At 41.7% G+C, this 26,295-nt stretch carries 26 protein-coding genes and 2 pseudogenes; 14 read left to right on the top strand and 14 right to left on the bottom strand.

The window, feature by feature from the left end; genetic code table 11:
- Window positions 1-3 precede the first annotated feature (3 nt).
- Both SJY38_RS18260 and SJY38_RS18255 read right to left on the bottom strand, forming a co-directional pair.
- Window positions 4-537, bottom strand: a complete 534-nt coding sequence (locus SJY38_RS18260) for a YfiR family protein (protein WP_377110492.1) — start codon at window positions 535-537, stop codon at window positions 4-6.
- An 8-nt stretch (window positions 538-545) separates the two neighbouring features.
- On the bottom strand, window positions 546-2,606 hold the full coding sequence (locus SJY38_RS18255; protein ID WP_377110490.1) for a TonB-dependent receptor plug domain-containing protein: 2,061 nt from the start codon (window positions 2,604-2,606) through the stop codon (window positions 546-548).
- A gap of 427 nt (window positions 2,607-3,033) precedes the next feature.
- On the opposite strand from SJY38_RS18255, the gene SJY38_RS18250 reads away from it, so the two are divergent.
- The 3 genes from SJY38_RS18250 (at window position 3,034) to SJY38_RS18240 (ending at window position 5,682) form a co-directional block, all read left to right on the top strand.
- On the top strand, window positions 3,034-4,050 hold the full coding sequence (locus SJY38_RS18250) for a Kelch repeat-containing protein (RefSeq protein ID WP_377110489.1): 1,017 nt from the start codon (window positions 3,034-3,036) through the stop codon (window positions 4,048-4,050).
- Window positions 4,047-4,763, top strand: a complete 717-nt coding sequence (locus SJY38_RS18245; protein ID WP_024032918.1) for a Sir2 family NAD-dependent protein deacetylase — start codon at window positions 4,047-4,049, stop codon at window positions 4,761-4,763. Before SJY38_RS18250 ends, SJY38_RS18245 begins: the two co-directional genes overlap by 4 nt.
- Before the next feature lie 121 nt (window positions 4,764-4,884).
- On the top strand, window positions 4,885-5,682 hold the full coding sequence (locus SJY38_RS18240) for a response regulator (protein WP_004587007.1): 798 nt from the start codon (window positions 4,885-4,887) through the stop codon (window positions 5,680-5,682).
- A 67-nt stretch (window positions 5,683-5,749) separates the two neighbouring features.
- Here the strand turns inward: SJY38_RS18240 and SJY38_RS18235 are convergent, their stop codons facing one another.
- Window positions 5,750-6,352, bottom strand: coding sequence for a LysE/ArgO family amino acid transporter (locus SJY38_RS18235; RefSeq protein WP_024032917.1), 603 nt, complete (start codon window positions 6,350-6,352; stop codon window positions 5,750-5,752).
- Window positions 6,353-6,424: 72 nt separating this feature from the next.
- Between SJY38_RS18235 and SJY38_RS18230 the strand changes: the two genes are divergently transcribed.
- Complete coding sequence (locus SJY38_RS18230) at window positions 6,425-7,357, top strand: LysR family transcriptional regulator ArgP (protein ID WP_377110487.1); 933 nt, start codon at window positions 6,425-6,427, stop codon at window positions 7,355-7,357.
- Between the two features lie 15 nt (window positions 7,358-7,372).
- Here the strand turns inward: SJY38_RS18230 and SJY38_RS18225 are convergent, their stop codons facing one another.
- A complete protein-coding gene (locus tag SJY38_RS18225; protein WP_377110486.1) occupies window positions 7,373-8,686 on the bottom strand; it encodes a M20/M25/M40 family metallo-hydrolase in 1,314 nt (437 codons plus the stop codon).
- 440 nt (window positions 8,687-9,126) lie between these two features.
- Here SJY38_RS18225 and SJY38_RS18220 point away from each other — a divergent pair, with 440 nt between their 5' ends.
- From SJY38_RS18220 to SJY38_RS18210, 3 genes and pseudogenes are all read left to right on the top strand, one after another.
- Window positions 9,127-9,783 (top strand): hypothetical protein, encoded by a 657-nt coding sequence (locus SJY38_RS18220; protein ID WP_377110484.1) that lies wholly within the window; start codon window positions 9,127-9,129, stop codon window positions 9,781-9,783.
- A 79-nt stretch (window positions 9,784-9,862) separates the two neighbouring features.
- A pseudogene (locus tag SJY38_RS18215) lies at window positions 9,863-10,042 on the top strand (IS3 family transposase); the annotation flags it as partial.
- Window positions 10,043-10,232: 190 nt separating this feature from the next.
- Window positions 10,233-10,613 (top strand): VOC family protein, encoded by a 381-nt coding sequence (locus SJY38_RS18210; RefSeq protein ID WP_341605504.1) that lies wholly within the window; start codon window positions 10,233-10,235, stop codon window positions 10,611-10,613.
- 123 nt (window positions 10,614-10,736) lie between these two features.
- Here the strand turns inward: SJY38_RS18210 and SJY38_RS18205 are convergent.
- Window positions 10,737-10,953 (bottom strand): annotated as a pseudogene (locus SJY38_RS18205) (short-chain dehydrogenase); the annotation flags it as partial.
- Window positions 10,954-11,079: 126 nt separating this feature from the next.
- On the opposite strand from SJY38_RS18205, the gene SJY38_RS18200 reads away from it, so the two are divergent.
- Entirely contained in the window at window positions 11,080-11,334 is a 255-nt protein-coding gene (locus tag SJY38_RS18200) for a type II toxin-antitoxin system Phd/YefM family antitoxin (protein WP_004587013.1), read from the top strand.
- Complete coding sequence (locus SJY38_RS18195; RefSeq protein ID WP_377110482.1) at window positions 11,327-11,590, top strand: Txe/YoeB family addiction module toxin; 264 nt, start codon at window positions 11,327-11,329, stop codon at window positions 11,588-11,590. Before SJY38_RS18200 ends, SJY38_RS18195 begins: the two co-directional genes overlap by 8 nt.
- 118 nt (window positions 11,591-11,708) lie before the next feature.
- Here the strand turns inward: SJY38_RS18195 and SJY38_RS18190 are convergent, their stop codons facing one another.
- Both SJY38_RS18190 and SJY38_RS18185 read right to left on the bottom strand, forming a co-directional pair.
- A complete protein-coding gene (locus tag SJY38_RS18190; protein WP_004587015.1) occupies window positions 11,709-12,389 on the bottom strand; it encodes an SDR family oxidoreductase in 681 nt (226 codons plus the stop codon).
- Between the two features lie 228 nt (window positions 12,390-12,617).
- Entirely contained in the window at window positions 12,618-13,616 is a 999-nt protein-coding gene (locus tag SJY38_RS18185; protein WP_273589205.1) for a DUF4382 domain-containing protein, read from the bottom strand.
- Between the two features lie 346 nt (window positions 13,617-13,962).
- On the opposite strand from SJY38_RS18185, the gene SJY38_RS18180 reads away from it, so the two are divergent.
- Window positions 13,963-14,817 carry a mechanosensitive ion channel family protein gene (locus tag SJY38_RS18180; RefSeq protein WP_024032909.1) on the top strand — a complete coding sequence of 285 codons (855 nt, stop codon included), beginning with the start codon at window positions 13,963-13,965 and terminating at the stop codon, window positions 14,815-14,817.
- A gap of 86 nt (window positions 14,818-14,903) precedes the next feature.
- On the opposite strand, the gene astB is transcribed toward SJY38_RS18180, so the two are convergent.
- The 3 genes from astB to SJY38_RS18165 all read right to left on the bottom strand — a co-directional run bounded on the left by astB (window position 14,904) and on the right by SJY38_RS18165 (window position 18,779).
- Window positions 14,904-16,250, bottom strand: coding sequence for an N-succinylarginine dihydrolase (gene astB, locus SJY38_RS18175; protein ID WP_004587018.1), 1,347 nt, complete (start codon window positions 16,248-16,250; stop codon window positions 14,904-14,906).
- A gap of 412 nt (window positions 16,251-16,662) precedes the next feature.
- On the bottom strand, window positions 16,663-17,766 hold the full coding sequence (locus SJY38_RS18170; RefSeq protein WP_286741169.1) for an L-dopachrome tautomerase-related protein: 1,104 nt from the start codon (window positions 17,764-17,766) through the stop codon (window positions 16,663-16,665).
- Window positions 17,767-17,768: 2 nt separating this feature from the next.
- Window positions 17,769-18,779 (bottom strand): zinc-binding alcohol dehydrogenase family protein, encoded by a 1,011-nt coding sequence (locus tag SJY38_RS18165; RefSeq protein WP_286741168.1) that lies wholly within the window; start codon window positions 18,777-18,779, stop codon window positions 17,769-17,771.
- A gap of 113 nt (window positions 18,780-18,892) precedes the next feature.
- Here SJY38_RS18165 and SJY38_RS18160 point away from each other — a divergent pair, with 113 nt between their 5' ends.
- Complete coding sequence (locus SJY38_RS18160; protein WP_235576527.1) at window positions 18,893-19,792, top strand: LysR family transcriptional regulator; 900 nt, start codon at window positions 18,893-18,895, stop codon at window positions 19,790-19,792.
- On the opposite strand, the gene SJY38_RS18155 is transcribed toward SJY38_RS18160, so the two are convergent.
- Window positions 19,781-20,239: a MarR family winged helix-turn-helix transcriptional regulator gene (locus tag SJY38_RS18155; RefSeq protein WP_121638292.1), complete on the bottom strand. Its 459-nt coding sequence runs from the start codon at window positions 20,237-20,239 to the stop codon at window positions 19,781-19,783. The genes SJY38_RS18160 and SJY38_RS18155 overlap by 12 nt on opposite strands.
- A 135-nt stretch (window positions 20,240-20,374) precedes the next feature.
- Here SJY38_RS18155 and SJY38_RS18150 point away from each other — a divergent pair, with 135 nt between their 5' ends.
- Window positions 20,375-20,803, top strand: a complete 429-nt coding sequence (locus tag SJY38_RS18150) for an organic hydroperoxide resistance protein (protein WP_377110480.1) — start codon at window positions 20,375-20,377, stop codon at window positions 20,801-20,803.
- A gap of 278 nt (window positions 20,804-21,081) precedes the next feature.
- Here the strand turns inward: SJY38_RS18150 and SJY38_RS18145 are convergent, their stop codons facing one another.
- From SJY38_RS18145 to SJY38_RS18135, 3 genes are all read right to left on the bottom strand, one after another.
- Window positions 21,082-21,549, bottom strand: coding sequence for a nuclear transport factor 2 family protein (locus tag SJY38_RS18145; RefSeq protein WP_008129990.1), 468 nt, complete (start codon window positions 21,547-21,549; stop codon window positions 21,082-21,084).
- Between the two features lie 89 nt (window positions 21,550-21,638).
- The gene (locus SJY38_RS18140; RefSeq protein ID WP_286741165.1) at window positions 21,639-23,774 is read right to left on the bottom strand and encodes a pyridoxamine 5'-phosphate oxidase family protein; all 2,136 of its coding nucleotides are present in this window, start codon (window positions 23,772-23,774) and stop codon (window positions 21,639-21,641) included.
- Window positions 23,775-23,892: 118 nt separating this feature from the next.
- On the bottom strand, window positions 23,893-24,513 hold the full coding sequence (locus SJY38_RS18135) for a glutathione S-transferase family protein (protein WP_055255515.1): 621 nt from the start codon (window positions 24,511-24,513) through the stop codon (window positions 23,893-23,895).
- A gap of 181 nt (window positions 24,514-24,694) precedes the next feature.
- Between SJY38_RS18135 and SJY38_RS18130 the strand changes: the two genes are divergently transcribed.
- Together SJY38_RS18130 and SJY38_RS18125 are read left to right on the top strand one after the other, a co-directional pair.
- Window positions 24,695-25,579 (top strand): LysR family transcriptional regulator, encoded by an 885-nt coding sequence (locus tag SJY38_RS18130; protein WP_286741164.1) that lies wholly within the window; start codon window positions 24,695-24,697, stop codon window positions 25,577-25,579.
- A gap of 362 nt (window positions 25,580-25,941) precedes the next feature.
- Entirely contained in the window at window positions 25,942-26,295 is a 354-nt protein-coding gene (locus SJY38_RS18125) for a metalloregulator ArsR/SmtB family transcription factor (protein ID WP_286741162.1), read from the top strand.

Genomic DNA, 26,295 nt, shown 5'->3' with positions numbered 1-26,295 from the left:
TGTTTACCCCTCAACTACACGTGCTAGGCGCAGCACTTTTGAGCTCATAGTAATGCCTGCTTTTTTAAGCTTGCTTGGGGCAACTTCAAAGCGCACCTTACTACTTGAAAGGAAAAATCGAATATGTCCTTGTGCGGCTATAAAGCCATCGGTTTCGCCAACTATCATTGTATTTTTTAAATTAAGCGCGGGGTGGGCATCTAACCACATGTTATAGGTATTATCGGTAATAAATACTATATCACAGCCCTCAAGTGCAGTTGCCTCAAGGGGAGTTAGTTTATTTCGTAAGTGGCGATTATGTACTTTTCTGTTTTCTAGGGCGGCATTTGCTATTGCTATAAATTGGCTGTCGGGGCTACAAATTAAAAAGTCGGAGCCGTTTTCGGGTGCAGATTGCCATTGCCCTAAACGGGCAAAGTTATATAAAAAGCCTGCTTTAAGCACATATTCTTTTTGCACCGCAAACGCGCTTGAGCTTGTACAAAGCGCAAGGCAAAAAAATAGGTAAAGCAATCGATTTAAAGGCTTAAGCATTGGCTCTCTTAAAATGTTGCACTAACAGAAAACGTAACACACTCGTCTATGTAATTAGGAACAGTAAATGTTTCGCGAGTATTGGCGTATTCTATGTGTGAGCCTGCAAATAAATTTTTGCCTGATACTGCTGTGGCCCAGTTATTGTTTATTTTCCAGTTCCATGTAAGGTCTACAGCGGTGTAGTTATCTGTATTGTAAGTGCTTGAATTTTCGGCTCTTAGCGTGGCAAAAATAGAATGCTGCTCACTTAATTGGTAATTCAGTTTAGTAAATAATTGTCTGTTTACTGAGTCGTAGCCAATAGTAGGGCGTGTTGCATTAGGTAAGTCGTAATCTATTTTTGTATAGCTGTAGCCAACTTCGCTGCTTAAGTCGTCCATTAGTTGCATCGAGAACAATAAATCACCGCCGGTTGTGGTAGTTTCACCTACCGAAACAAAGTCGTAATCTAAGCTTGTTGTTTGAAGCGCCGCAAATGCTTGTGACACTTCCCCGGCTAAGTAAAAGTTTAATGCAGGTATAAATTGTTCTACATGAGGGTTTAAGCTAATTACGGCCACATCATTCGCTTGCGTATTAAATGCAGAAACATCTAAAGACCACTCCGCCTTTGATATACGGTAGCCTAGCTCGTACGAGATATAATTTTCGGCTTTTACGTTATCGTTACCATTTAAAAATGTAGCTATATGGTATTGATCTATTTCAGCAATACCCGACTGCATGCCAATAACGTCTGAGATTTTTTGGCCATTTACTCTAAAGTTATCGTTAAATTCAATTAGAGTAGGAATACGCACGCTACGTGAAATTGAACCCCATGCTAGGTGTTCGCTATTTGGCTGATAGGTAAAGCGGGCAAGGGGTTGGTTTTCCCAACCGGTTAAATCGTTATGCTCTATTTTTGTGCCTACAATGAGGTTTAACGTATCTGGAATAACACTGTATTGCGCTTGCAGCATGGCACCGTATTGATGAAGGTCTTCTAGGTCTTTATCGCTATTAATAAAAATGCTGTCTTGAAAAGAAATATCATTAAATCGATAATTAAGCCCCCAATCTACTTGGAGTGCTCCGGTAATAAAGTTCATTTGATAATCAACGTCAATCGATTCAAAATCTTCATTTATATAGGGTTGTTCACCATGTTGTTTAAGCCACGACATTTGCAGCATTTGGTTTGCATTATCTGAAAGACGATGCTCAACACGGGTCATTATTCGCGTATCGCGCCTATCTGCAATAGTTGGAAATTGCTGACTGCGGTTAGACGCATCTACTACCCCAGTAAGGTTTTGGCCGTGCTCTGTGTGGGTATGATCCCCTTGCAGGAGGATTGACCACTCATCGCTTGGCGTAAAATCAGCTCTAAAGCCGACAGCGTGCTGTTTAGTAAAGTCATTAGGTTTAATGAGGCTGCCTTTTTTAGAAGGTGCGGTATTTTTAGTATTATAGTAGCCCCTGTAACTACCAATATCAGAAATATCACCACCATGGCGAAGGCTTATGTCGGCATTTATTTGATTACCTGTAATTGCTTTAGCGTAAGTGTTGCGTGTATCTAAGCTATTTTTAGTAATGATATTGATCACGCCGTTATTTGCGTTATTACCCCATAACAACCCGCCCTGACCACGAATAACCTCAATGCGTTCAATATCGTATAAAGGCACATGCAACGACTCCCAATACACAGCCGCAAATTTGGGGGTATATAGGCTTTGCCCATCTATCATTACTAATAATTTGCTGGAATACCGTGAAGCAACACCGCGTGCAGAAATAGCCCATTGATTGTTATCAAGTTGTCTTACGGTAAGGCCTGGCACCATTTTTAATGCCTCAGGAATAGAGGTAGCGCCCGAGCTTGTAATTTGCTCTTTGCTTAGCACATAAATAGAAGAGGCGGTGTTAAAGGCCGATTGTGCTCGTTTCATTGCAGAAGTTGCTTGAACATCCATTCCCATTAACGCGTCAAGGTCTAAGTCATCGTCGTTTAATGGTTCTGCAGCAAGTATTGGTGAGGCAATAATAAGTGAGCACAATAGCTTTTTAGGTATTTTCACCTAGGTTTCTCCACAGGGATCAAAAATCAAAAACAGGATATATTTTTGTAAAACATTTGTTACCACAAAATATTAGCATACTTTATATTGCTAAAAGTACACTTTATTAGGCTAACTAGCATAAATTACTAAGTAGTAAGGGTGTTTTAAAATTTAACGCTAAATTATTAAAGTTTTGTAGTTTTTAAATAAAATTAACAAATAAAGCTACAAAATCAAGTAATAAGGCAGTCTACATTAGGCGCTGCTTGTAAATTCGCTTATCTAATTTAGCTTGCTGGCTATATCATTAATTATTAGATGGTATGTAAAACGCAGCACACCTAAACACATGCATTAATAAGGTAAATTACTTATAGTTAGCTGGTTCATACAGGTAAAATAATTTACCCTAAGTGTATTAGTCACTTTTATATTATTTGTTTTTATGAGCCTTCTTTTTTCTATTGCGTTAGCAAGCCTTCCTGCTTTACCCGAACCCGTTGCAAACAATGCCGTAGCTAAGGTTACTGTTGAAAACCAACGCTATTTTTTGAGTTTTATGGGGCTTGGTAAAAACAAACAACACACAGATGTACACAATAAGGTATTTTCACTAAAACTGGGCGACAGCGCTTGGCAGCAACAAGCGAGTGTGCCTTCAAGTTTGCCATTAAAGGGGCGCTTAGCCAGTACTGCTGTTGGCTTAGGTGAATACGCTTATATTTTTGGTGGCTACACGGTAGATAGCGATCATACTGAAATTTCAAGCCCCGATGTGTACCGTTTCGATATAAAAAACAATACGTATAAACACCTTGCAAGCATGCCAGTACCAGTTGATGACAGCGTAGCGCTAAGCTACAAAGAGCGTTACATATACCTTATTAGCGGCTGGCATAACGATGGCAACGTAAATTTAGTACAGGTGTACGATACTAAAAACAATACATGGCAGCAGGCGTCGCCTTTTTTAGGTGAGCCTGTATTTGGCCAAGCGGCTGCTATTAGTGGTAACACCATTGTTATTTGCGATGGCGTTAAAACCCAAGCAAATCCAGATTCACGCCGCTCGTTTGCAGGTGTTGCGCAGTGTTTAAAAGGCACAATAAATGCCAACAATCCGCTAAAAATAGATTGGCGCACGTTACCTCATCCTACAGGTGAATCGCATTACCGCATGGCTGCTACTAGCTACAATAACAATATTTACATGATTGGCGGCTCTAATAACCCCTATAACTACGATGGGATTGGTTACAATAAACAGCCCGCCCCGGCGAGCAACCATGTGTGGCGTTTTAATATAAAGCAAAACACGTGGCAGGTATTACCTAATGTAGCTGTTGGCAGTATGGATCACCGTGGCCTACTTGAGCATAACGGGGCTTTATATCGTATTGGCGGCATGAATAATCAACAGCAAGTAATAAGCGATGTATTAGGGTACGAGGTAACACAGTGAATACACTTTATATTACCGGTGCAGGGGTAAGCGCTGCCAGTGGCATACCTACATTTAGAGGCGAAGATGGCTTTTGGACTATAGGCAGTAAAAACTATACGCCTATGGAAATGGCCACGCGTGCTATGTATCAAAACAATCCGCGCGAGTTTTTAGCCTGGTATTACAACCGTTTTGCTGCCTATCGTAACCATGGCCCGAATGAAGTACACCATTGGCTGAGCGATAAAAATTTAATAACCCAAAATATAGATGGTCTTGATGGCAAAGCCGGTAACAAAAATTACATTGCTATACACGGTAGGCTCGATCAAATGACGTTATTTCATGAGCAAGGCGAAGCCGTTAAACCGCTTATGACTCCGTGGGATAGTGTAGATGAAAGTCGCCTGCATGAGTCTCTTTTTGAGCTATTTAATATTCAAAACCAAACACCGGAGCTTAATCATTCGTTTAAGCCTTTTGTGTTGTTGTTCGATGAATTTTACACCGAGCTTTACAGAATAACCGAAGCACAACAGCGTATGCTCAACGCCGATAAAATTGTATTTATGGGCACCTCGTTTAGTGTAAATATCACCCAAATGGCATTAGAAATAGCCCGTAATTACGACATACCTGTAGAAGTGGTAGACCCTAACCCTGTTCACATAATGCACAGCAATGTAACGTACAAAAAAATGAATGCATTAGAATACATCCAATCTAATTAGAAAGTGCTATATTTTGAAGAGATTGCTAATGTTTTCTTAAAGATTACAATCTCTTTATATAATATTAACGAGTCAACAATGTTATTATTATCCTTATTATAACAATACTAAAGAGACTTGAATGAGCGACCTAACTGCAATAGCAAACTTGTCCATTTTACTTGTAGAGCCTTCAGAGGTTCAGCAAAAAATAATAATAAAATCGCTTGCAGAAAGTGGTGTTAAACAAGTAGAAACTGCGGCTACTCAAGCGCAGGTTTTATCGTTACTTGAAAGTTACCACCCAGACCTAGTAATAAGCTCGATGTACTTATCAGACGGCACAGCCGACTCATTATTGCAAAAAATAAGACTTAACCCCGCCACTGAACATCAACCTTTTATGCTTATATCGAGCGAGCGTAATAAAAAGTACCTTGAGCAACTACGCCAATCCGGTGTGTTGGCTATTTTACCTAAACCTTTTAGCGCAAAAGCCATTACTCGCGCACTCAAAGCAACCCTCGATATAATAAGCGAAGAAGAAGTAGATCTTGATCATTTTGATGTAACGCTACTTCGCGTACTTGTTGTAGACGACAGCCGCTTTGCTCGTAAACACATAATACGCGTACTTGCTGGCATGGGGATCCCCGAACCGGTAGAAGCCGAAAACGGAAAAGAAGCCATAGCGCACCTTAGTGAGCAATCGTTCGATTTAATCGTTACCGATTACAACATGCCAGAAATGGATGGCCGCGAGCTAACCGAAACAGTACGTGGCTCAAATGCTTACTCGCATATTCCTATTTTAATGGTGAGCTCAGAGGCAAACGACACTCACCTAGCTAATATTGCGCAAGCAGGAGTTGATGCCATTTGTGATAAACCGTTTGAACCGGCCACAGTGCGAGAATTACTTTATAAAATAATGTCTTAGTCTTTTAAAAAACGGCTAACAACAGCGGTAGTTAAATACATAACTACCGCTGTTTTGGCTTATTGGCTTATTGGCTTGGCACGTTATATAACTGAAACGCTACAAAACATAAAATAACCGCAATACAGCTATCAAATACGCGCCATCTAAACGGGGAGCTTAAAACCTTTTTTAATTTTGGCGCAAACAACACTAAGCTACTAAACCAAATAACAGAGGCCACACAAGCACCAATAGCAAAGTGCATAGGCGCGGGTTGTAATGCGCCAATGCTGCCAAGTAGTAATACGGTGTCTAAATAAACATGTGGATTTAGTAAGCTTATAGCAAAGGCCGCAAGGGCCGTTTTCCACCAGCTCACTTTTATTACCTGAGTTACTTTTAACCCCGATGTGCCTTTAATTGCGCTGCGCGCAGAGCCAAATGCTAAGTAAAGTAACATAGCTATACCACCCCAGGTTAACCACGGTAATAACCCCGGCAGCCATAGCTTTAACTCATTAGCGGCAAATACACCTACAATAATTAGCGTGGCGTCGCAAAGTATACAAACCGCAGCTAAAACAAAACGGTTAGCGCCCGCCATACATTGGCTTAAAATCCAAATATTTTGCGCCCCAATGGCAATAATTAAACTTAGCCCTAACATCACGCCCGACAAAAACGACATACTTCTAATCCACCCAAATAAAACCTGTTATCCAATGCCTTGCAGGGTAGGGGGTATTCTGTTACAAATCCAATGAATATATTTATTGTTATATGCGTAAAACTCATGATTGATTACCAGTTACTCAATGCGCTTAGTGCCGTTATAAGTGAAGGCGGATTTGAAAAGGCCTCAAAAAAATTATTTATTACCCAATCGGCGGTGAGTAGGCGTATTCATCAGCTTGAGGCCAAACTAGGCGAACCCGTATTAATAAGAACCCAGCCGCCATCGCCAACAGCATTAGGCAAGCGCTTACTTAATCATTTACAGCAAGTATTACAGCTAGAAGTGGCCCTTAATGTAGAGGCACTTAACGAGCATACAGATTTAAACACCCCGCTTAGCGTAAAGCTTGCTGCTAATGCGGATTCGCTTGCCACCTGGCTGCCCGAAGCACTCGCCGTATTAGATACAGAGCTTGCGTGCAAATTACGCTTTGAAGTCATTAGTGAAGATCAATCCATCGCCCATAAAAGAATGAAAGACGGCGAGGTTATGGTGTGTATTAGCTCATCCCCCGAGCCCGTTAATGGCGGACTAGTTAGCCCGCTTGGCGCCATACGCTACAAAGCCATTGCAAGCCCCGATTTTATAAAACAACATAAGCTTACTGAGCTTTCGCAATTAGCGCATTTACCGTGCTTGGTATTTAGTGAGTATGACAAGCTACAACACCAGTTTTTAGAAGATATTAATGGCTCAGCCCCACTGTTTACCCATATTTACCCTTCGTCAGAGGGATTTAAACAAGCCATGATAGCAGGCCTAGGTTATGGGCTATTACCTACATTACAGCTAGGAGACTCGCTGGCAAAAGGCGAGTTAGTCGATTTATTCCCAGAATATTATATTGATACACCTTTGTACTGGCACTATTGGCAAACCGAAAGCCCGCAGCTTAAAACGTTGCGTAAGTTTGCATTGCAAGTAGCAGGCAAACGGTTAGAGCCTATTAGCCCATAAAGGCTAAGCCTGCGTTTATAACTGCCCTAATCTGTAAATAAGCAGTGCTGTTTTAGCGGTGTTTTTATTAAGTGAGGTTAAATCGGCGGTTTCGTTTTTAGTGTGTGCGCCATTGCCCATTAGGCCTAGGCCATCAAGCGCCATATCAACATGGTTTGCAGCAAACGAAATATCAGCAGCACCGGCATTACGTGGGTTTGCAGCCTCCACTTTGTTATAGCCTAAGTCTTGGCTTGCTTGGCTATACAGTGCAAGCAGCTTTTTATTACCCTCAGTGAGCCCCATTGGTGGGTAGCCGTCTTCAAAAGTAAGCTCAGCTTGGCTGCCATTTAAGCTTTTAGCCACTATTTGCTGCATCACTTTTTTAGCGCCCTCTACCTGCTTTGGCGAAAGCGCCCGTAAATCACCCGCTACATGCACGGTTTGCGCAATTACGTTACTTTTACCAAACGCCGTGGCTGACGAGTTAGCACTGTTGTACTGTGCATCAGTACCGCCCACAATAAGCCCCGGGTTAAAGGTTAAATTAGGTTGTGTAGCTAGTTGCTCTCTAAAGTCATTTAAAATACGCGACGCCTCGTAAATAGCGCCATAGCCCACACTGTCACTAAATATTTGCGATGAATGTGCAGCATTGGCCGTTACATTTAACGTCCAGCCGGTATAACCACGGCGCGCCGCCATCGCGGTTTTAATATTGTTATCGCCGTTCTCAAAACCTAGCGCTACGTCAGCCCAAATTGCGCCATCAACAATGGCTTGTTTAGATAAGCTCAGTGGGCGACCGCTGCTTTCTTCATCGCCGGTAAGCAGTACTTTTACGCTTACGTTTTCAAGTAAATTAAGGGCTTGTAAGCTTTTAAGTGCGGTAATTATAATAGTGTTACCACCTTTCATGTCGGCTACACCTGGGCCACTGGCGGTGTGTTCATCAATTTGTTTATAGGTAGTAAAGTTATCGTGTTTAGCAAACACGGTATCAAGATGGCCGATCATCAGTATTTTTATTGCATCGGGGTTTTTACTTTTGTGCGCAGCTAATACATGCCCTGCGCGGTTAAAAGCGCTGCCATCTAGCCACTCAACCTTAAAACCAATGGCTTTTAGTTGCTCGCTTGCAAGCGCGCCCACCTTTTTTACGCCTTCAATATTAAGCGAACCGCTATTAATGTTTACCGCTTGTTTTATCTCTTCAAGCGCTTGCGGCATGTTCTGCTTAACTTGTTTTACTATTTCACGCTCGTTTTTATTAAGCGCCGCGTGGCTTGTAAACGGTAGGGTACTCGCAAGGATAAAAATAAGTGCTTGGCTAAATTTTAAAAGTGACATAACAGCCTAATAATTGAAAAGTAGTTCAGCTAATATGAAGTAAAAATACAAAGGGTTCAATAGAAGTAGATTGTGATTTTTAACTAATTTTATAAACAACAACGAGTTACAAGATTAAGGGTTAAAGGGGGTATGCGTTACTGGTTTAAACGCAGGTGTTTAAAATATGATTTGTTAATTAATAATTAATAATTAATAATTAATAATTAATAATTATTAATTAATAATCAACTAATACAACTACACAGCTATATGTCTGATATTACTGATCTCCACCATTTTGGGGTTTTGCTACATTTAGGAAAGGTAAGGTGAAGCTAACTATTTGTTTACAGGTATTTATTTTATAGCTAGGATAAAATCACTTTAATATAGGGGCATTTTTCGGTTTGTAAAACGAAAAATGCCTTAGACTAAGTTGTTATGTCTCAGGGAATCCAATGCACATATATGAGCACCTAACTCGAAGAGAAACCGAGGTATCAACCCTTTCAAATAAAGAGCTTAAAAATATTCTTGAATTTCAAAATAGAGCGAAAGACTTTGATACAGCAATGAAAAAGTATCACAAAGGCGCTATGTCCAAACATTTGATAACGTCAGACCAAGATTTAAAAAAACAATCTTTTGAGGCAAGCACTCCCGAATTAGACCATGTTCAAGCGTTAGCGATAAAATTTAGATTTTTTTACGCAAATAAAGAACCTACTCAATTCGAAAAAATTGCTAATATTTTACGCAAACATGCAAAAGATTCATGGGCGGCTAGCTATATTGATGTTGTTAAAAATCAATATAAAGAAATTATGAAATCCTCAGATACTAGTAGTGAATTTGATTCACCTATACCAAATAGAGAAATAATCAATTTGTGGTTTAATTCTCACTTCTTTCATTCTGACTTAGATAAAAGAGAAAAGTTGGAATTATTACATGATGATATTTCGAAAAAAGTTTCTCTATTTCAGTTGTATGTATCTATTATCGGTGTATCAACCCAAATAAGATCTTTATATTCAATAGTCCATAAACTTGATAGTCACAATCTTATTATTTGTACTCCTGAACATGATTTTTCTAAACACAAAGCTCTATAGACATAACAAGCAAATCAGCAAGGACTTTGCTCCTCACCCGTTTTAGTGGACACCTCCTCATCACTTTGAGGAGGCTAAAATGCCTAGATATACCCAACCTAGAAAGACATGGTTTTACCCCGTTAATTTCAAAATCAAAGCAGCCAAGCTAAGCTTACGAGATGATATCATGTCAAAGGGCGCTCCCGAGGCGCTTAATATTCATCCTTTTATGCTCAGTCGTTCGCGACAAGAATATCGAGAAGGTAAATTTAAAAAGCTACTGTGCCAATGGAGAATACATTGTAGTGAGTGATCCATAATAAAACCCATTAAACTATTTACCACTTATAGTGTTCACTTTGATAGGCTAAGCTTCAGGCTTTTGTTTGTATAAAAAGCAAAATATTACATGACAGTGCATAAACAACTGGCATACTTGTCACCTTTATTTTTTACAGGGAAGTTAAATGAACTTAAATCAAATTACATTACCCGTTACGGATATGGAAATTTCGACTAAATTTTATCGCGACTTAGGTTTTACCCAAATTGTAGATACCCCACATTATGCTCGCTTTGAATGCCCAGATGGGGATTCAACTTTCTCATTGTCTTTAGATCGAGGTGAGTTTGATTGTGGCACGGTAATATATTTTGAACATGAACAATTAGATGAACTGGTTGAGGCTTTAAAAGTTAAAGGTTTTGTATTTATACAAGAACCTACAGACCAGAGTTATTTATGGCGAGAGGCCGTACTGCATGATCCGTCAGGTCATAAAATTAAGCTATATTGGGCTGGTGAAAATAGGATTAATCCACCTTGGCGTGTAGAAGTACGCAGCTAATCAGACCTTTAATTATGCAGTGTTCAACCTTACGCTATTAAAATCTAACCTCAAAATACAAACAACCATCAGGTTTAACGCTATTGGCATTAAACCTGGCAGCTCAAATTTAACCAATCAGCGTTAATTAGTCGGCATTAAATATATCTCGCGCACGTTGTTGCGCTGGTTTGCTTCATCAAAAAATGGGGTGTAGGGGCTATGGTGGTACAGCGGCCATTCTACACACCATTTCCTCAACTAAGTTTTGCCCAAACCCGTAAGCAAACCATTTAGTTGCACCGTAAATAGAGCCTTTAATAGGCTTACGGCCGACAGCTGGGCTGGTTAATATAAAGTGGCTTTTGTTTTAGCCCGCATGTCTATTTAGAAATTTGCTACCACAACAAAGTGATGCACAGTATCCTGTACATGTAATAATTTTCCAGTTAAACTTGTCTTATATAATGTACAAGTGAGGTGCAAAATGAGAATAGTGTCTTTTACCGAAGCCCGAAATAGTCTAAAAGCCGTTTTGGATAATGTAATTAATGATGCAGATACGACAGTAATCACTCGTCGTGACACTGAAGATGCGGTTGTAATGTCATTAGATTACTACAACAGCCTTATGGAAACTGTTCATTTACTTCGCTCTCCAGCGAACGCTGAACATTTAAACCGTTCAATTGCGCAGTATAAAGCGGGCAAAACGACTCCACGAGAACTTATTGATGAGTAGCAGGTTATTATCATGGACTGATGAAGCTTGGAATAGTTACGTCTACTGGCAGACTCAAGATAAGAAAACCTTGAAACGTATAAATAAGCTAATTGTCGATGTTAAGCGTTCTCCATTTGATGGGATTGGAAAACCGGAACCCCTCAAAGAAAATCTTTCAGGCTTTTGGTCTCGTAGAATAGATGATACAAATCGTTTGGTATATGCCGTGGATGATACAGCAATTACAGTTATCTCGTGCCGTTACCATTACTAAATAAACAAGACATCCATCTTAAATTATTCATACTATCCAGCCAGTAGTTATCAAAAACAACCATCAGGTTTAACGCCATTGGCATTAAACCTGACAGCTCAAATTTAACCAAACAGCGTTAATTAGTTGGCATTAAATAAATCTCGCGCACGTTGTTGCGCTGGTTTGCTTCAATGGCAAACAATACGGCGTCGGCTACATCTTGTGGGTCGAGTTTGTCGGGCTTTGCTTCATCAAAAAATGGGGTGTTTACCATGCCAGGGGCTATGGTGGTACAGCGGCCGTTCCACTCGCTCATTTCCTCAGCTAAGTTTTGGCCAAACCCGTAAGCAAACCATTTAGTTGCGCCATAAATAGAGCCTTTTATTGGCTTACGGCCAGCGGCTGAGCTGGTTAATATAAAGTGGCCTTTGTTTTGGCGTAAATGAGGCAGGGTTGCTTTTGCCGTCCACAGCAGGGCTTTAATGTTTATGTCTATCATGGTTGACCATTCATCGGGGTCGCCTTTTTCAGTGCCTGCGGTTGAAACGCCCATACCCGCGTTGGCGAATGCGGCATCTAGTCGGCCAAATTTTTTAAGCCCTTTTGTTACTACGTTTTCAAGTTCGGTAAAGTCGGTGGCATCTGCGGGTACACTCAGTGCGTTATCTTCACCTAGCGACTCAACTAGTTCAGCTAATTTATCTTCACTTCTGGCGGTAAGAATGACTTTATGGCCGTTATTAACCAATGTTTTTGCACTCGCTTCACCTATGCCACTAGAGGCACCTGTAATTAGAACTACTTTTTCTTTCGCCATGATTATTTCTCCTATGTTTACATATTCAAAATGATAAGAACGGTTTAACTAATACGTGCTATTGACTGTACCAGTTCTGGGTTAACGGGGCTTGAATGCAGGTCACTTTTCGAATGAATTATTTGGATGATGTTAGGTGAGTGGCTTTAATGGGTTTTTGCAAAGGTGGAGTGTTCGTTTTTGTTATACTTTTTATAAAAAAAGCGCACCTTAAAGTGCGCTATACGTTTATTGTGTTATGTCAAAGCTAACTGAAAGGTCCTCAGTTTGCGGTACACTAATTTGCTTAAGTTGATAAACAGTGAAATCAGTATCTTCTAGCTCTGCATCGTCTATATGTGCGGTGCAGGTATAGCCAAGTTGGTAGTCTCCCGGTGTAATGAAAGCAAGCTCAAACTCATATTGGTTATCGTCTTGATCAAATACAACATTTGCGGTCGCAAGTGGGGCATCTTCTGGGGTTTGCTCATCTATTTCGTATATATCTTTAGGTGTTTGAGCATCTGATGAATATAAATATACGGCGTGTCCAAACGTTGAATCTGCAGCAGCAGTGGCGATATTATCTGTTTCACAGTTATTAATAAGCGCTTGGCTTACTGTGCCTTCAATTTCTTGTGACTCAGAAAGATTTTGTAATCGTACGCCTCTAGGTTTTAAAAAGATCTCCTCATTATTTTGGGGATCGACCAGCGATTTTTTTAGGTCAAATTCTAAAACAAAGTCGTTATCAGTTTGGTTAAGTGTAAAGCCATCGAGTTGTATTTCGCCTACACCATCATTCCCTTTTCTTTTTACCACGAGCGGAGCAATGCTGTCGTCTTCGTATACTACGTGAGATGTAAAACTAAGGTTATTAGTATCGCCATTTATAACCTGAGCGCGGATCCACGAGTATTCGCCTGCTGGCACTTCTTGATCGTCAAGCAGCTCAAAAACATCGTCCCCGGTGTAATCGAGCAAATTAACCATTTGTGGTTGAGATGCGTCAGCTTCACTTCGGGTTTCAAAACTAAATTCTTCATCGCCTTGTGTTTTAATAGTGATTGAATCAAACACGACGTTAACCGCTTTTAAACCACTAACCGGCGCATCTGACACACCAAGGCTAAAGGTTGATTTGTCGCTAGATTGTGGCGGTGTTGTGTCATTGTCATCACTTGAAGAGCCACACCCGGCTAATGCAAAAAGAACGGCGCTGCTGACTAATGTTGATTTAAAATTCATGATTTACTCCTTTAGTTTATAAAGCGGATTGTAGAAGAGCTAAGCTGAATTTAGATTGAACTGGTTTTTAGAATAGTTACTTGAAATTAATCTTTATTTTACTTTGCGCATTTTTGAACAAAAATATGTACGCCATAGGTTAACTAGTTTGTGAGCACTAAGGTTTTAAGCGTGAAAATTTAAGCGAAAAAAAGAAAAACTTTGCCCAATTAATTTGCTGATATAGGCACACCTTCCACTTATTTTAATGCTATCGCTTTAAAATTTTTACTATATACTCCCGCCACTTCTTTTGAAGTGTATAGATTTAATTCTTGCTGATAATCAGCTCATAGTTGGAATATGTATGAAAGATAAACTTATTGTGTTTTGGCAAAGCCATTCAGAAACTATCATCACTTTAGGTTACAAAGTGGTATTAGCTTTGGCTATTTTAGTTGCGAGCGCGCTTATTGCACGCTCGGTTAAAAAAGCGATTAAAAATTCTAAGTCGCCATTAAAAAAAGTAGACGAAACGCTACTGCCGCTTTTATCGAGCATTGCGGGGTATTTAGTTTACATAATTGCTGGGCTGTTTATTTTAGATATTTTTGGCGTTAATACGGCAAGTTTAATAGCGCTAATGGGCGCGGCGGGTTTAGCGATTGGTTTGGCGCTTAAAAACACCTTAAGTAATATTGCAGCAGGCATTATGCTACTCATACTTAGGCCATTTAAAATAGGCGATTTTGTAGATGCGAGCGGTACGCTTGGCACAGTGAACGAAATAAACTTATTTACGACCATTTTTAAAACCACCGACGGCCTTTATATCGCATCGCCTAACGGTAAAGTGTGGGGCGGCAACATTAAAAACTTTACCCGCAACGGTAAAAGGCGCATGGATATAGTGGTGGGAATTTCGTACGCCGACTCTATTGATGTTGGCTTAAATGTACTTAAAGAAGTTGCCGAATCAGAAAGCCGATTACTCGCAGAGCCAGCACCTAAAGTAATGGTTACCTCAATAGGCGAAAGCGCAGTAAATATTCAATTACGTGCATGGGCTGTAAATGGCGATTACTGGCAAACCGTGTGGGATTTAAATAAACGCGTTAAAGAGGCCATAGAAGGCGCGGGGCTGAGTATTCCGTTTCCGCAGCGAACACTACATATATCTGAGTCGATGGCATCGGCAGTAACGGTTAATAACGGTAAATAAAACCTTTAAACACTATTAGCATAAGCACAAATAAAAATAGCGAGCCAAGGCTCGCTATTTTTGTATCAGCTTTTTGCTGACGAGTATTAACCTTCTAATTGAAAGTCGTACACTGAGCCTAAGTTAAGCAGTTGGGTGAGTTCATCCAGTGCTTGGTAGCTTTCGGTGAGTAGGGCTGAATCGGCAAAGTCGCTTGCACCTAACTTATCGCGGTAGTTTCGTTTTGCCCAGTCACAAAGCTGAGTGTATTTAGTATCGGTTAAAATAACCTCTGGGTTTACCGCAGCAAGTTCTTGCTCGTTAAGAGCTACACGTAAACGCAGGCAGGCAGGGCCGCCGCCATTTTGCATACTTTGGCGCAGGTCAAAAAACTGCACTTGGTTTACTGGGTTATCGGCTAAAATCATTTCTTCAATGTAGGCGTTTACTGCGCTGTTACGTTGGCACTCTTGTGGCGCTACTAATAGCATTGAGCCATCATCTAGGCTTACTAATTGGCTATTAAACAAGTAACTGCTTACTGCATCGCTAATGCTTACTTTATCGGTAGGTACTTCAATTATGTATAGCTGTTTACTGCCGGTGTAGGCATCGCGAATTTCTTGCAGGGCATCGTGTTGGTTTAAAAATGCTTGCTGGTGGCAAAGCAATACGTTTGCGTTACCTACTGCAATTACATCGTTATGAAACACGCCTTGGTCTATAACATCTGGATTTTGCTGCAGTAAAATTTGGCTCGATTCTTTTAAATTATGTAATCGGCAAATGGCTTCTGAGGCTTCTAGTGTTTGCCTTGCAGGAAACTTAGCCGGTTTTGGTAATTGGCTGTTAAAGGCACTTGCACCAAATACAAACATTTCTAGGCCTTGCTCGCCGTGGCTGTCGCAAAGGCGGGTGTGGTTAGCCGCGCCTTCGTCGCCAAAAAAGCCCTGATCGGGTAAATGCGTGTGATGTGCAAAGTAGCTATCGTTATTAAACATGGCTTTTAGTAAGCGGGTAGTTGTAGCAGGCTCTAGCGAGCGATGAAACTTATTGTTTAAATTAGCTGAGGTAAAATGCACTTTGCCATCGAGGGTATCTGGCGATGGAGAAACAGTAGCGGCATTGGCGGTCCACATTGCAGAGGCCGAATAACACGCGCGCAATAAAATAGGGTCTGCTTTAAATGCTTTATGAATAACTTGCGAGTCGTTGCCGGTAAAACCTAGGCGACGTAGTACGTTTAAATCGGGGCGTGCGTGGGGCGCAAACACACCTTGTGTTAGGCCTTTGTCGTGCATGGCTTTCATTTTTTCAAGGCCCTGTAACACAGCTTCTTGAGGGTTTGAAAAACTTGCCGCATTATTTAACGAGGCAACGTTACCATACGATAAACCCGCATAGTTGTGAGTAGGGCCAACTAAGCCATCAAAATTTACTTCTAAGGCGTGCATACACGTTCCAATCATATTGTTTTTAGTTACTTAACAATACAACGCAATGGCCGCGCTTGCAAAGCCTATAAATACGAAATTTATCGGCTGTAAACTCGCTCTTTATCGCACGTAGTATGGGTATTGCTGGGATCGTTTACCTGCCATACGCTAATGTCTAAACGCCATAGTAGGTAAAGGGTGTGGTATAGGTTAGCCATGGTATTTTCCTTGAAAGTTTCACTGAACACATCTGTACTTTGAAAGAATTATGCCAACTGTTAATTGAATATTTTATGAATACAAATCAGATATTTATTAAAACACTAAAAATAACTTTTGAGCGCTTAGCACCACTTTGGGGCTAAAAGGCTTAAAAGTTGCACCAAAAAGCCACGCAGCGGGTGCGTGGCGTATGGTTTATACGCTGTATTTAGCGCCCTACTTTACCCTTTACTAGTGGGTCGAACGACAGCACACTAAATTTTCCTTGGCTGGCATTTTTACCGTTATTTAATACTGGCGAGCGATGTAGCTCATCTACGGTAAAATATATTTTATGATCGGCGCCATAACTAAAGCCATCAGGCCAGCTTAAGCGCTCGTCTTTATATAATACGTGGTATTTACCGCTTGGTTTTACTACACCAATTGCGCCGTTGGTTATGTCGGTAACATACACATTACCGCCGCCATCAACAATAATGCCATCTGAAATTGGTTTAGTGCCGTAACGCGTTACTTTACTTTCAAGGGCGCTTGCGCTCAGGCTTTTATTGTTAATATCGCTTGTGGCAATACGGTAAACCGATGTGCCAGACATAGAGCCAAAGTAAAGCCACTGTTCGCTTGGGTCGAGTGTGATTGGGTTTACGCCTAAACGTGCTGGTTGGCCGCCTAGTTTCATGGTGCGCCCTTCAATGACCATGTCGATGTTTTCGGCTGTGGTGTATGGGCTATTTTGTAAGACTCTGCGCGCCTCACCTGTTTTTAAATTTACGGTAATAATAGCGGCTTGGCTGCCTTGTGCGGTGTCGGCAATGTATACAACGCCGTGTTTATTATCGATAACTAAATCGTTTAAAAACGAGGTGTCGGTAATGGTGGGTTTAGCTAAATAAATTATTTTATGCAGCTGCTCTTTGTTGGTATCCCATCCGACTAAACGCCCAGCATGATCAGGGCCTGATGTATCAAGCATCCATAACACGCCATCGGCAGATACATTTATGCCAAGTACGTCGTAAAAGCCTTTGCCGTTTTTGTACGCGTATGCCCATTCTTCATTAGGGTAGGGTTTGGTGGTGCCATCGCTTAATAGCTCCATAATTTTTTGTTTTTGGCCGTAAAAACCATGTACCGATAAAAACTTACGACCCGATGGCGTAATAGCAATATTACCTGGTGGGTGTTGTGCATCAAATGTAGCAACTGTTTTTAAATCGGTGTGCGTAGGTTGGGAATTCGCAAACACACTGCTGGTTAAAAACGCAGTGCTACAGGCTGCAACTAAAAGTAATTTTTTAATCTGATTCATGGTTAAAAGCCTTCTAAAACAAGTTTACCGCGTGAGGTGTGCGATTCTAAAATTTGATGCGCTTTATATAAATTAGCGGCGTTAATTAATCCTAAATTTTGCCCAAGCGTGGTTTTAAGTGTACCTGCGTCTATCAGCTCGCTAATTTCATTAAGTAAGGTGTGCTGCGCTGTTATATCGGCGGTAGTAAATAGCGAGCGGGTGAACATAAACTCCCAATGCACCGATATACACTTACGCTTAAATTTTAAAATATCGAACGATGTAGGGTCATCTATTAGCGCAAATTTACCTTGCGGTTTAATACACTCAACTATTTGATCTTGGTATTGGTCGGTATGGGTTAAGCTAATAACGTAATCAAACTCAGCTAAACCAAGCTCTAGGCGCTGCTCGTTTAAATTTTTAGTATGATCGAGCACGTGATCCGCTCCTAACTCTTTAAGCCAAGTTACGCTTTGCTCGCGCGATGCAGTACCTACCACCTTTAGCCCAGTAAGTTGCTTGGCAAGCTGTACTAAAATAGATCCAACGCCACCTGCGGCGCCAATAACTAAAATAGATTGCTGAGTATTTTGCTTATTTTTAGGCACTTGTAAGCGCTCAAACAGCATTTCGTAGGCGGTAATACTGGTTAGCGGCAGCGCTGCGGCTTGTGCGTCGGTTAATGTTTTAGGCGCACGGCCTACAATACGCTCGTCAACTAATTGAAATTGCGCATTACTGCCTTGGCGCGATAAATCGCCAGCGTAAAATACACGATCTCCCACATTAAATAACGATACCGACTCGCCAACGGCTTTTACAACGCCTACGCCGTCCCAGCCTAATACTTTGTAGCCTTGCTCTGGCGCTACATTTGCACGTATTTTTGTATCTACAGGGTTTACCGAAATAGCCTTTACTTCAATAAGTAGGTCGTGCCCGCTGGCAGTTGGAGTATCAAGCTCAATTGTTTGTATAGAGCTTGCTGTAAGCGTTTTAGTGTTTTTGGTGTAGCCAAATGCTTTCATGTGCGTTCCTGATGATTTTAACCAAGTGTTTTTAACTTATAAGCACTATAGCTCAGTTGAAAAATAGAAAAAGACATGAAAAACTAAAGCACTTTCAAATTTTAATTGAAAATATGCGATCATTTAACGATATTCAAACTTTTATAGATGTAGCTAGTTGCGCCAGTATTTCTGAAGCTGCACGGCAAAACGAGCAAACTCCAGCGGCGGTAAGTGCTGCTATTAAACGCCTAGAAAAAGACTTAGGAAACGTGCTGTTTATTCGCTCTACCCGCAGCTTACGCTTAAGTGTGGCAGGGGAGCAGTTTTTAAGTTACGCCAAAGACTCCCTTTCACTTATTCAACAAGGGGTAGCTGCAGTACAAACCGCAGTGGGCGAAGTAACGGGAACGCTACAGGTATCGGCCCCGTGCGACTTAGGGCGCAATAAACTAAGTGAATGGCTTAATGAGTTTTTAGCACACTACCCGCATGTAAAACTTAAACTGCACTTAAGTGACGAAGTAAGCGACATTTACAGCCAATCAATTGATATCGCACTGCGCTTTGGTGTACCAAAAGATTCGCAGTTAATTGCAGCGCCACTTTTTTTAAATAATGCGCGTATTTTAGTGGCCTCTGCTGAATATGTAGCAAACAATGGATTGCTTACACATCCACTTAACTTAACGCAGCACACCACCATTACCTTTATGCGCTTTGGCGAGGTGTTTAAAGAGTGGCGATTTTATAAAAATGGCGCAGTGCAAAAAGTGCAGCTAAATTGCCAACACATAGTTAACGATGGCGAAATGGTTAGGCGCTGGGCGCTAGAGGGCAAAGGCATTGCGTATAAGTCGTACTTAGATGTAATTGATGATTTAGCAAGCGGGCAACTCGTTCATTTATGCCCCGAGTGGCAAAGCGATCCGCTACCGCTTTATATGATGTACGCCGATCGGCGCCAAATGACCCCGGTGATCAGCGCATTTAGGGCGTTTATTCAACAAAAAATAACCGCGTTAGTTGGCTAACTCATCATCGTTTTTAGTTGTTAAATCGCTTATTACTAAATCAAGCAGCTGCATTAGCTGTTTGGCTTGTGTGGGATCTACACTTTCAAACTTACATAATATATTTTTTGGAATATCAGCGGCTTCGTTTTTAAGGGCTTGCCCACTTTGGGTAAGCTGAATTAGGCGCTTACGCTTATCGTGCTCATCTTTAATAACAGCCAGCAGAGACTTTTCGGTCATTTTTTTGAGTATTTGGGTCATAGCGCCGCCATCAATAGCGGTTTTATCTATTAGCTGCGCTATGGTTATTTTGTCTTGCTCCCACAGCGCCATCATTACTACATACTGCGGATACGTTAAATTAAGTGCAGCTAAAGGCTCACGGTAAGCACGTGCAATGCTATTTGATGCCATATATAACCTATGACAAAGCTGATTTTTTAATTTTAATTGCTCAAATGACATACCCAACTCCTAGTGCGTTAATACCTTCAACTCAAAAAACATTTTAATTTGCATGCAAAGTATTTGCAATCTCTAATTACTTGACCTATTATTTTGCATGCAAACTAAATTAATTAATAAACTTTGGAGTTCACTATGAATGTATTACAAAACGTTGCCTACACAGCAAAAGCAACTGCAACCGGTGGCCGTGAAGGTGTAGCTAAATCAGACGATGGCCGTTTAGATGTAAACTTATCAACCCCAAAAGGGCTAGGTGGTGACGACGGACAAGGCACAAACCCAGAGCAATTATTTGCAGCTGGTTATGCAGCGTGCTTTATTGGTGCACTAAAATTTGTAGCCGGTAGCGAAAAAATTGCGCTACCAAGTGATACACACATTAACTCTGAAGTATCTATTGGCGCGATTGAAGGCGGTTTTGGCATTGCAGTTAAATTAGCTGTATCACTCGGTGATATGGATAAAACAGCAGCGCAAGAGCTGGTAAATAAAGCACACCAAGTATGCCCATACTCAAACGCAACACGCGGTAATATTGAAGTTGAGCTTTCGGTTATTTAATTAACAGATCACTTAGCATTGTAATAGCCCAGTGGTTTGCCACTGGGCTTTTTTGTATGCAAAGTTTATTAAAAAATAACGTTATAAATATATGAAAACAGCATGATTAAATTAACCCATATACCAGCAACTGACACAGCTGTATTTGTCTTGTAGTGATTAAGTAAGCAGCTCTTTAATGCTGAAAAATGTTGGGAGGATGAAAAGGGTTAAGGCGTTCTGCAAGAACGCCGATAGAGGGCAAACTTTATCGTTTGTATCGGGTGTATTGGGTGTGCTTACAACCCTAATTCCGATAACCCTGGGTGATCGTCGGGGCGGCGCCCTTGGGGCCAGTGAAATTTGCGCTCTGATTCTTTGATGGGTAAGTCGTTGATGCATGCGAAGCGGTTTTGCATTAAGCCGTTTTCATCGAATTCCCAGTTTTCGTTGCCGTAGGAGCGAAACCAGTTGCCGCTGTCGTCGTGCCACTCATACGCGTAACGCACGGCAATACGATTTTCAGTGAAAGCCCATAACTCTTTTATCAGCCTATATTCCAATTCTTTTTCCCATTTTCCCGTTAAAAATGCAGCGGCTTCCTCACGGCTGTTCACGAAAGAGCTGCGATTACGCCATTTGGTATCCACTGTATAAGCAAGTGATACCTTTTCAGCGTTACGGCTGTTCCAACCATCTTCTGCTAGACGCACTTTTTCGATGGCGCTTTCGCGGGTAAAAGGGGGCAGTGGTGGGCGTGTACTCATGTTTAAATCCTCTTTGGGTAAAGTAACGTTGAATAACTTGTATAGGTTTCATCAATAAGTGACTTTGAATATTAGCCTGATTAATTGAGCTACAAATCTAATATAACAGTGTCGCAATCTTTCGCTGGCACAGCGCAGCATAACAATACGTCTGATGCGTCAATATGCGCACTTGGCTTGGTGCGATACGTTACAGCACCACTTTTTAGTTTAACCGCACATGAGCCACATTGGCCGCTGCGGCAACTGTATGGTGGCGTAAGTCCTTTGCTTTCGGCTACGTCGAGCAGGGGCTTGTCACCCTTGTACCAGCTTTGTTCAATACCTGAGTGGGCAAACTTTATCACAGCAGATTTAGCCTCTAGCTCAGCGTGGTTGCTGGTATCTGTTGATTGACGGGCTAAAGATGATGGCCCAAACGCTTCGGCATGAATATCTTCATCTTTTACCCCAATGCCGATCAGTAAGTCATACATACTTTGCATAAAACCTTGGGGGCCACACAGATAAAAGTCTTTGTCGAACAGCGATGGGAAATCGACGCTATGCTCTGTGACCATTGCATTAAGTACGTCCATTACCAAGCTTTGGCTAATTCGCCCTTGAGAAGTGTAATCGTTCGACATAGTAGCGTTATCTGTTTGATTGTTGTGCGCCTGACTTAATACAGAATAATACTGAATACGCCCAGCGCTGCGCTTTGCAATGTTGCTCAGTTCTGCATAGAAAGCGCGTTGCTGCCTATTTTTGGCCGCTTGAATAACTGCCATTGGGCGGATATAGCGAGTGCGTATACCTTCATTAAGTGCATCATTTGCCATGGCCACCATTGGCGTTATGCCCACACCTGCACCTATTAAAATGGCTGGGCGTTGTTGTGTGTTATCGATAAAGAAATGGCCGCTTGGTGCTTTAACCTGTATTTCACTGCCAATCGATATTCGAGAATGCAAGGTACTTGATATCACACCATACTCTTCACGTTTTACTGAAATACGATAACCACTTTGCGTTGGGGCACTGGATACAGTGTAATTGCGCACAAGCCAGTTTTCAGTATTTTGCTGTTTAATACGCAGGGTTAAATGTTGCCCAGGGGAAAATGGCAGTACAGGAGCATCATCTTTTGGCTGTAAATAAAATGAGCGGATTGTACTGCTCTCGTCTTCGATTTTACTGACGGTAAATGCGCGCCACTGGTTGCGTTTAGCTTGTGCTTTAACGATTGCTTCTGCCTGTGACCAAGTACCCGTTGCTTGAGAATTGGGAGAGTAGCTATCGAATTGAGCGCGAAATGGAAGTGCCGCTTTTAATGTCACCCCTTGGGTTAGGGTAAATTGCCAGCCGCGCTGTGCACCTTGAAACCCTTTGATTATCGGTGAGTCACTCGCCAGCAAGGTAACCGTGCCGGTTAACATGAAAACATCGCCGCTGGTAAAATCAACAAACAGTAAACCCGCTTTGGGGTTTAATACGAAATTACCCAGCGTATTGAAGAAGTTATTTCCTGCATAATCAGGAATGGTGAGGGTGTTTTCGTCAACCTTTATAAAACCTGGCATGCCACCACGGTGTGACACATCAACCCCCATAGCATTATGGGCAGATAGCTGACGGTTTACTTCGTTTGAAGGTTCGTTATCCGCAGAACTGGCAACAAAAAACGTATCCGCTTGGCGGATGAATGCCTTTAGGCTATCACTTAGTTCAAAAAACGTTTCAGCGCGCGGAGCTTTGTATGGCGCATCTGGCGAACGGACAAAATGAAGGTTGCGAGTTTGAATATATTGCGGACAATTGCCAAAAGATTGCTCAACTTCTAGGGTAAATTGGTGACTCGCTGCGCTAGTAACACAAGCGTTGACGCGGTTTCTACGCCGGGTCGACATTTCCAGTCCCAATAAACCCAATCGAGCACCTTGTGTGATTGCTGTAGCTAATGGGTCACCTGATAAAATTGGGGTGTTTACTGTGAGCTGAGTCGGGGAAGGGGACTGCACGAAGCCCGGCTTTCCAGGTAAAATTGACGCCCAAAGTTGCCCCTTATCTGCTGTACTACCCAGCACCATAAACGGCAGTTGTTGGAAAAACTGCCTATGCTGAACTGGCATAAATTCGCGGATCGCGCGGCGGCCAATAGTACGCATTTTTTCGTAACTTCCGGCACGTCTTTGCATTTGCTGTTCACCTTCGTGAAAAGCACTTGAAGTAATGTGTGTGTTCATAATGACTCCATGAGCGCAGTGCGCCGGAAAAGCATTTGCCAAAAATATTAAACTGGTGATGCAAAAGAATGTCGGGCTTGAACCTATTCATTGAAAGGCAGAGCCGCTAAAAAAACACTTACTTTACCAGTCCCGCTTTTGTAGCCTGCATAGGAACGAAACCGCTTAACCCTTCTACGTTAGATAACCAGCGACGTATATTTGGATATGGGTCAAGAGATACATCACCCTCGGGAGCGTGGGCGACATAGCTGTATATCGCAAAATCAGCCAAGCTCACTTTATTTGCCACTAAGAAGTCATTGCCATTGAGTTGCTGTTCCAGTTTTGTTAGGGCTTTTGCTGCTGTTTCTTTAGCGAAAACAGGGTCAACCGGCGAGTTGAAAACATTAATTAACCTCGCTGCACCAGGGCCGTAGGATATCTCTCCTGCTGACATGGCAAGGAAACGATGCATCTCAGCTTCGTTGGCAAGATCTTGCGGAATATATGAAGGGGCATATTTGCGTGCCAAATAAATCAGGATTGATATTGAATCGTGAATTACCACGTCGGAATCTTCAATTACTGGTACTACACCTAATGGATTGAGAGCCAAAAAGGGGGCTTGTTTATGCTCCCCAGCGGGTAAGTCTACATAAATAACTTCATGGGCTATGCCTGCAACACTTGCAAATAACTCTACTCGGTGGGCATGGCCGGATAATGGAAAACCGTGAATTTTAATGGCGTTTGACATGATATTTACCTTATTTAATCGTTAACTGATGACTTTTGCTGTTAGCCACTGACCTGTTGTGGCATGGGTAAATATTAGGCGTTGCGTTTCTTATGAACAATATGTTGATTTATAGAATCACTATGTACAAAATATTCATAAATTGGGCGAAGCATTACACGGAGCAATATAAGGAGCTCTTATGGATACACTTGACGGCATGCGCACGTTTATTGCGGTGGCAAAGCAAAAATCTTTTACAGGTGGTGCCAAGCAATTAGGCATAAGCACTAAACTGGCGAGTAAATACATTGCTCAGCTGGAGCAAAAACACGCTGCTTTGTTGTTCCACCGTACTACGCGCAGTGTTACGTTGACCGAAACTGGGCAGGCGTATTTTGTGCGATGCGTTCCTTTGCTGGAACAATTTGAAGAGCTAGAAGATGTCATTCAGCATCGGCAGTCTGATCTGTCTGGCACGGTTCGCTTAACCGCACCTACCGCATTTGGCAGTACTAAATTAGTCGATGCACTGGCCCCATTTTTAGCCAAGCATCCGAAAATTAATGTTGAGTTGAACCTGTCTGATCAGTATGTGGCTATCATCGATGAAGGTGTGGATGTTGCTGTGAGGTTTGGGCCGTTGAAGGATTCAACGCTGATCGCTAAAAGATTAATGGATATGCGTATTGTTTTTTTTGCCTCTCCTGAGTATTTAAAGCGCAATGGCAAACCAAGGCATCCCCGTGCGCTGGCGACACACAATTGTTTATTGCAAACTTCTCAAAACGACCCTGAAAACTGGAAGTTCAAGGAAGATGGCAATACGTTCACCGTTAATGTTAGCGGCGATTTTGCTTCTAACTCCCCCAGAGCAGTAACCCACATGGCTTCCCAAGGGCTAGGAATAGGCATGGGCCCACAATACGTGACAGAGCCTTACGTAAAAGACGGCTCATTGCAGTTACTGTTCGAACCCTACGAAGCAAGCATATTGGAATTAAACGCAGTGTATGCTTCAAACCGCCACTTACCGGCAAGAATACGAGCATTACTTGATCATCTTGCGCTTTCTTTTGCAACTTAGTGGTAATTACCTCAATAGCTACTGTGCAGGCACAATGTATAACGTATCTGCTTATTGATTTAGACTTTGCTCGTGAAGTAGAGCAAAGCGTAGGGCATCTTTTTATCGCACAGACCTGCGTAAATACCTTGTTAGCATAAGGCTTTAAATGGCAGCAGCGATAAAGCACACCAAGTATGCCCATACTAAAACGCTACAAAAGCCCAGGGGTTTGCCACTGGGCTTTTTTGTGCGCTGCAATTTACTAGAAATCACATTAATTGAAGTGGGCTTTTAAATAAACATACGAAAAATCGTATATTCACTATTTCATATATTCTCATTTTGTTTTATTGTATGCACACTAACTAAACGAGGATGCTATGGAACAACTCAACCCACTACAATTTTACAAATGCTTAGCCGACGATACACGCTTAAAAGCCATGTTATTAATTAGCCATGAGCAAGAGCTGTGTGTGTGTGAGCTTGTTGCTGCGCTTGAACTTAGCCAACCTAAAGTGTCGCGCCATTTAGCGCAGCTTAGGCAATGTGGCTTATTGAGCGACCGTAAGCAAAATCAATGGGTGTATTACAGCATTAATAAAGCCTTGCCGAAGTGGGCTCTTAGCGTAATAGCACAAACCAAAAACGAAAATTCTGCGTTTTATAACGACGATTTAAATCGACTCAATGCTATGGGTAATCGCCCAGAGCGTGCAGCAAGCTGCTGTTAA

Origin of the sequence: Pseudoalteromonas sp. R86517 (assembly GCF_042466295.1) — a bacterium.
Classification (GTDB): Bacteria; Pseudomonadota; Gammaproteobacteria; order Enterobacterales; family Alteromonadaceae; genus Pseudoalteromonas; species Pseudoalteromonas atlantica.
Note: the sequence above shows the minus strand (reverse complement) of the source record. Positions and strands in the feature narration are given on the sequence as shown.

What these genes read in the sequence shown, in the direction of transcription:
- SJY38_RS18210 (WP_341605504.1), top strand. Translation starts at nt 10,233, where the DNA reads ATGAACTTAAATCAAATTACATTACCCGTTACGGATATGGAAATTTCG.
- SJY38_RS18145 (WP_008129990.1), bottom strand. Translation starts at nt 21,549, where the DNA reads ATGAGTACACGCCCACCACTGCCCCCTTTTACCCGCGAAAGCGCCATC.
- SJY38_RS18170 (WP_286741169.1), bottom strand. Translation starts at nt 17,766, where the DNA reads ATGAATCAGATTAAAAAATTACTTTTAGTTGCAGCCTGTAGCACTGCG.
- SJY38_RS18220 (WP_377110484.1), top strand. Translation starts at nt 9,127, where the DNA reads ATGCACATATATGAGCACCTAACTCGAAGAGAAACCGAGGTATCAACC.
- SJY38_RS18160 (WP_235576527.1), top strand. Translation starts at nt 18,893, where the DNA reads ATGCGATCATTTAACGATATTCAAACTTTTATAGATGTAGCTAGTTGC.
- SJY38_RS18200 (WP_004587013.1), top strand. Translation starts at nt 11,080, where the DNA reads ATGAGAATAGTGTCTTTTACCGAAGCCCGAAATAGTCTAAAAGCCGTT.
- SJY38_RS18135 (WP_055255515.1), bottom strand. Translation starts at nt 24,513, where the DNA reads ATGTCAAACGCCATTAAAATTCACGGTTTTCCATTATCCGGCCATGCC.
- SJY38_RS18195 (WP_377110482.1), top strand. Translation starts at nt 11,327, where the DNA reads ATGAGTAGCAGGTTATTATCATGGACTGATGAAGCTTGGAATAGTTAC.
- SJY38_RS18125 (WP_286741162.1), top strand. Translation starts at nt 25,942, where the DNA reads ATGGAACAACTCAACCCACTACAATTTTACAAATGCTTAGCCGACGAT.
- SJY38_RS18165 (WP_286741168.1), bottom strand. Translation starts at nt 18,779, where the DNA reads ATGAAAGCATTTGGCTACACCAAAAACACTAAAACGCTTACAGCAAGC.
- SJY38_RS18140 (WP_286741165.1), bottom strand. Translation starts at nt 23,774, where the DNA reads ATGAACACACACATTACTTCAAGTGCTTTTCACGAAGGTGAACAGCAA.
- SJY38_RS18150 (WP_377110480.1), top strand. Translation starts at nt 20,375, where the DNA reads ATGAATGTATTACAAAACGTTGCCTACACAGCAAAAGCAACTGCAACC.
- SJY38_RS18155 (WP_121638292.1), bottom strand. Translation starts at nt 20,239, where the DNA reads ATGTCATTTGAGCAATTAAAATTAAAAAATCAGCTTTGTCATAGGTTA.
- SJY38_RS18250 (WP_377110489.1), top strand. Translation starts at nt 3,034, where the DNA reads ATGAGCCTTCTTTTTTCTATTGCGTTAGCAAGCCTTCCTGCTTTACCC.
- SJY38_RS18240 (WP_004587007.1), top strand. Translation starts at nt 4,885, where the DNA reads ATGAGCGACCTAACTGCAATAGCAAACTTGTCCATTTTACTTGTAGAG.
- SJY38_RS18130 (WP_286741164.1), top strand. Translation starts at nt 24,695, where the DNA reads ATGGATACACTTGACGGCATGCGCACGTTTATTGCGGTGGCAAAGCAA.
- SJY38_RS18190 (WP_004587015.1), bottom strand. Translation starts at nt 12,389, where the DNA reads ATGGCGAAAGAAAAAGTAGTTCTAATTACAGGTGCCTCTAGTGGCATA.
- SJY38_RS18235 (WP_024032917.1), bottom strand. Translation starts at nt 6,352, where the DNA reads ATGTCGTTTTTGTCGGGCGTGATGTTAGGGCTAAGTTTAATTATTGCC.
- SJY38_RS18260 (WP_377110492.1), bottom strand. Translation starts at nt 537, where the DNA reads ATGCTTAAGCCTTTAAATCGATTGCTTTACCTATTTTTTTGCCTTGCG.
- SJY38_RS18185 (WP_273589205.1), bottom strand. Translation starts at nt 13,616, where the DNA reads ATGAATTTTAAATCAACATTAGTCAGCAGCGCCGTTCTTTTTGCATTA.
- astB (WP_004587018.1), bottom strand. Translation starts at nt 16,250, where the DNA reads ATGCACGCCTTAGAAGTAAATTTTGATGGCTTAGTTGGCCCTACTCAC.
- SJY38_RS18225 (WP_377110486.1), bottom strand. Translation starts at nt 8,686, where the DNA reads ATGTCACTTTTAAAATTTAGCCAAGCACTTATTTTTATCCTTGCGAGT.
- SJY38_RS18180 (WP_024032909.1), top strand. Translation starts at nt 13,963, where the DNA reads ATGAAAGATAAACTTATTGTGTTTTGGCAAAGCCATTCAGAAACTATC.
- SJY38_RS18230 (WP_377110487.1), top strand. Translation starts at nt 6,425, where the DNA reads ATGAATATATTTATTGTTATATGCGTAAAACTCATGATTGATTACCAG.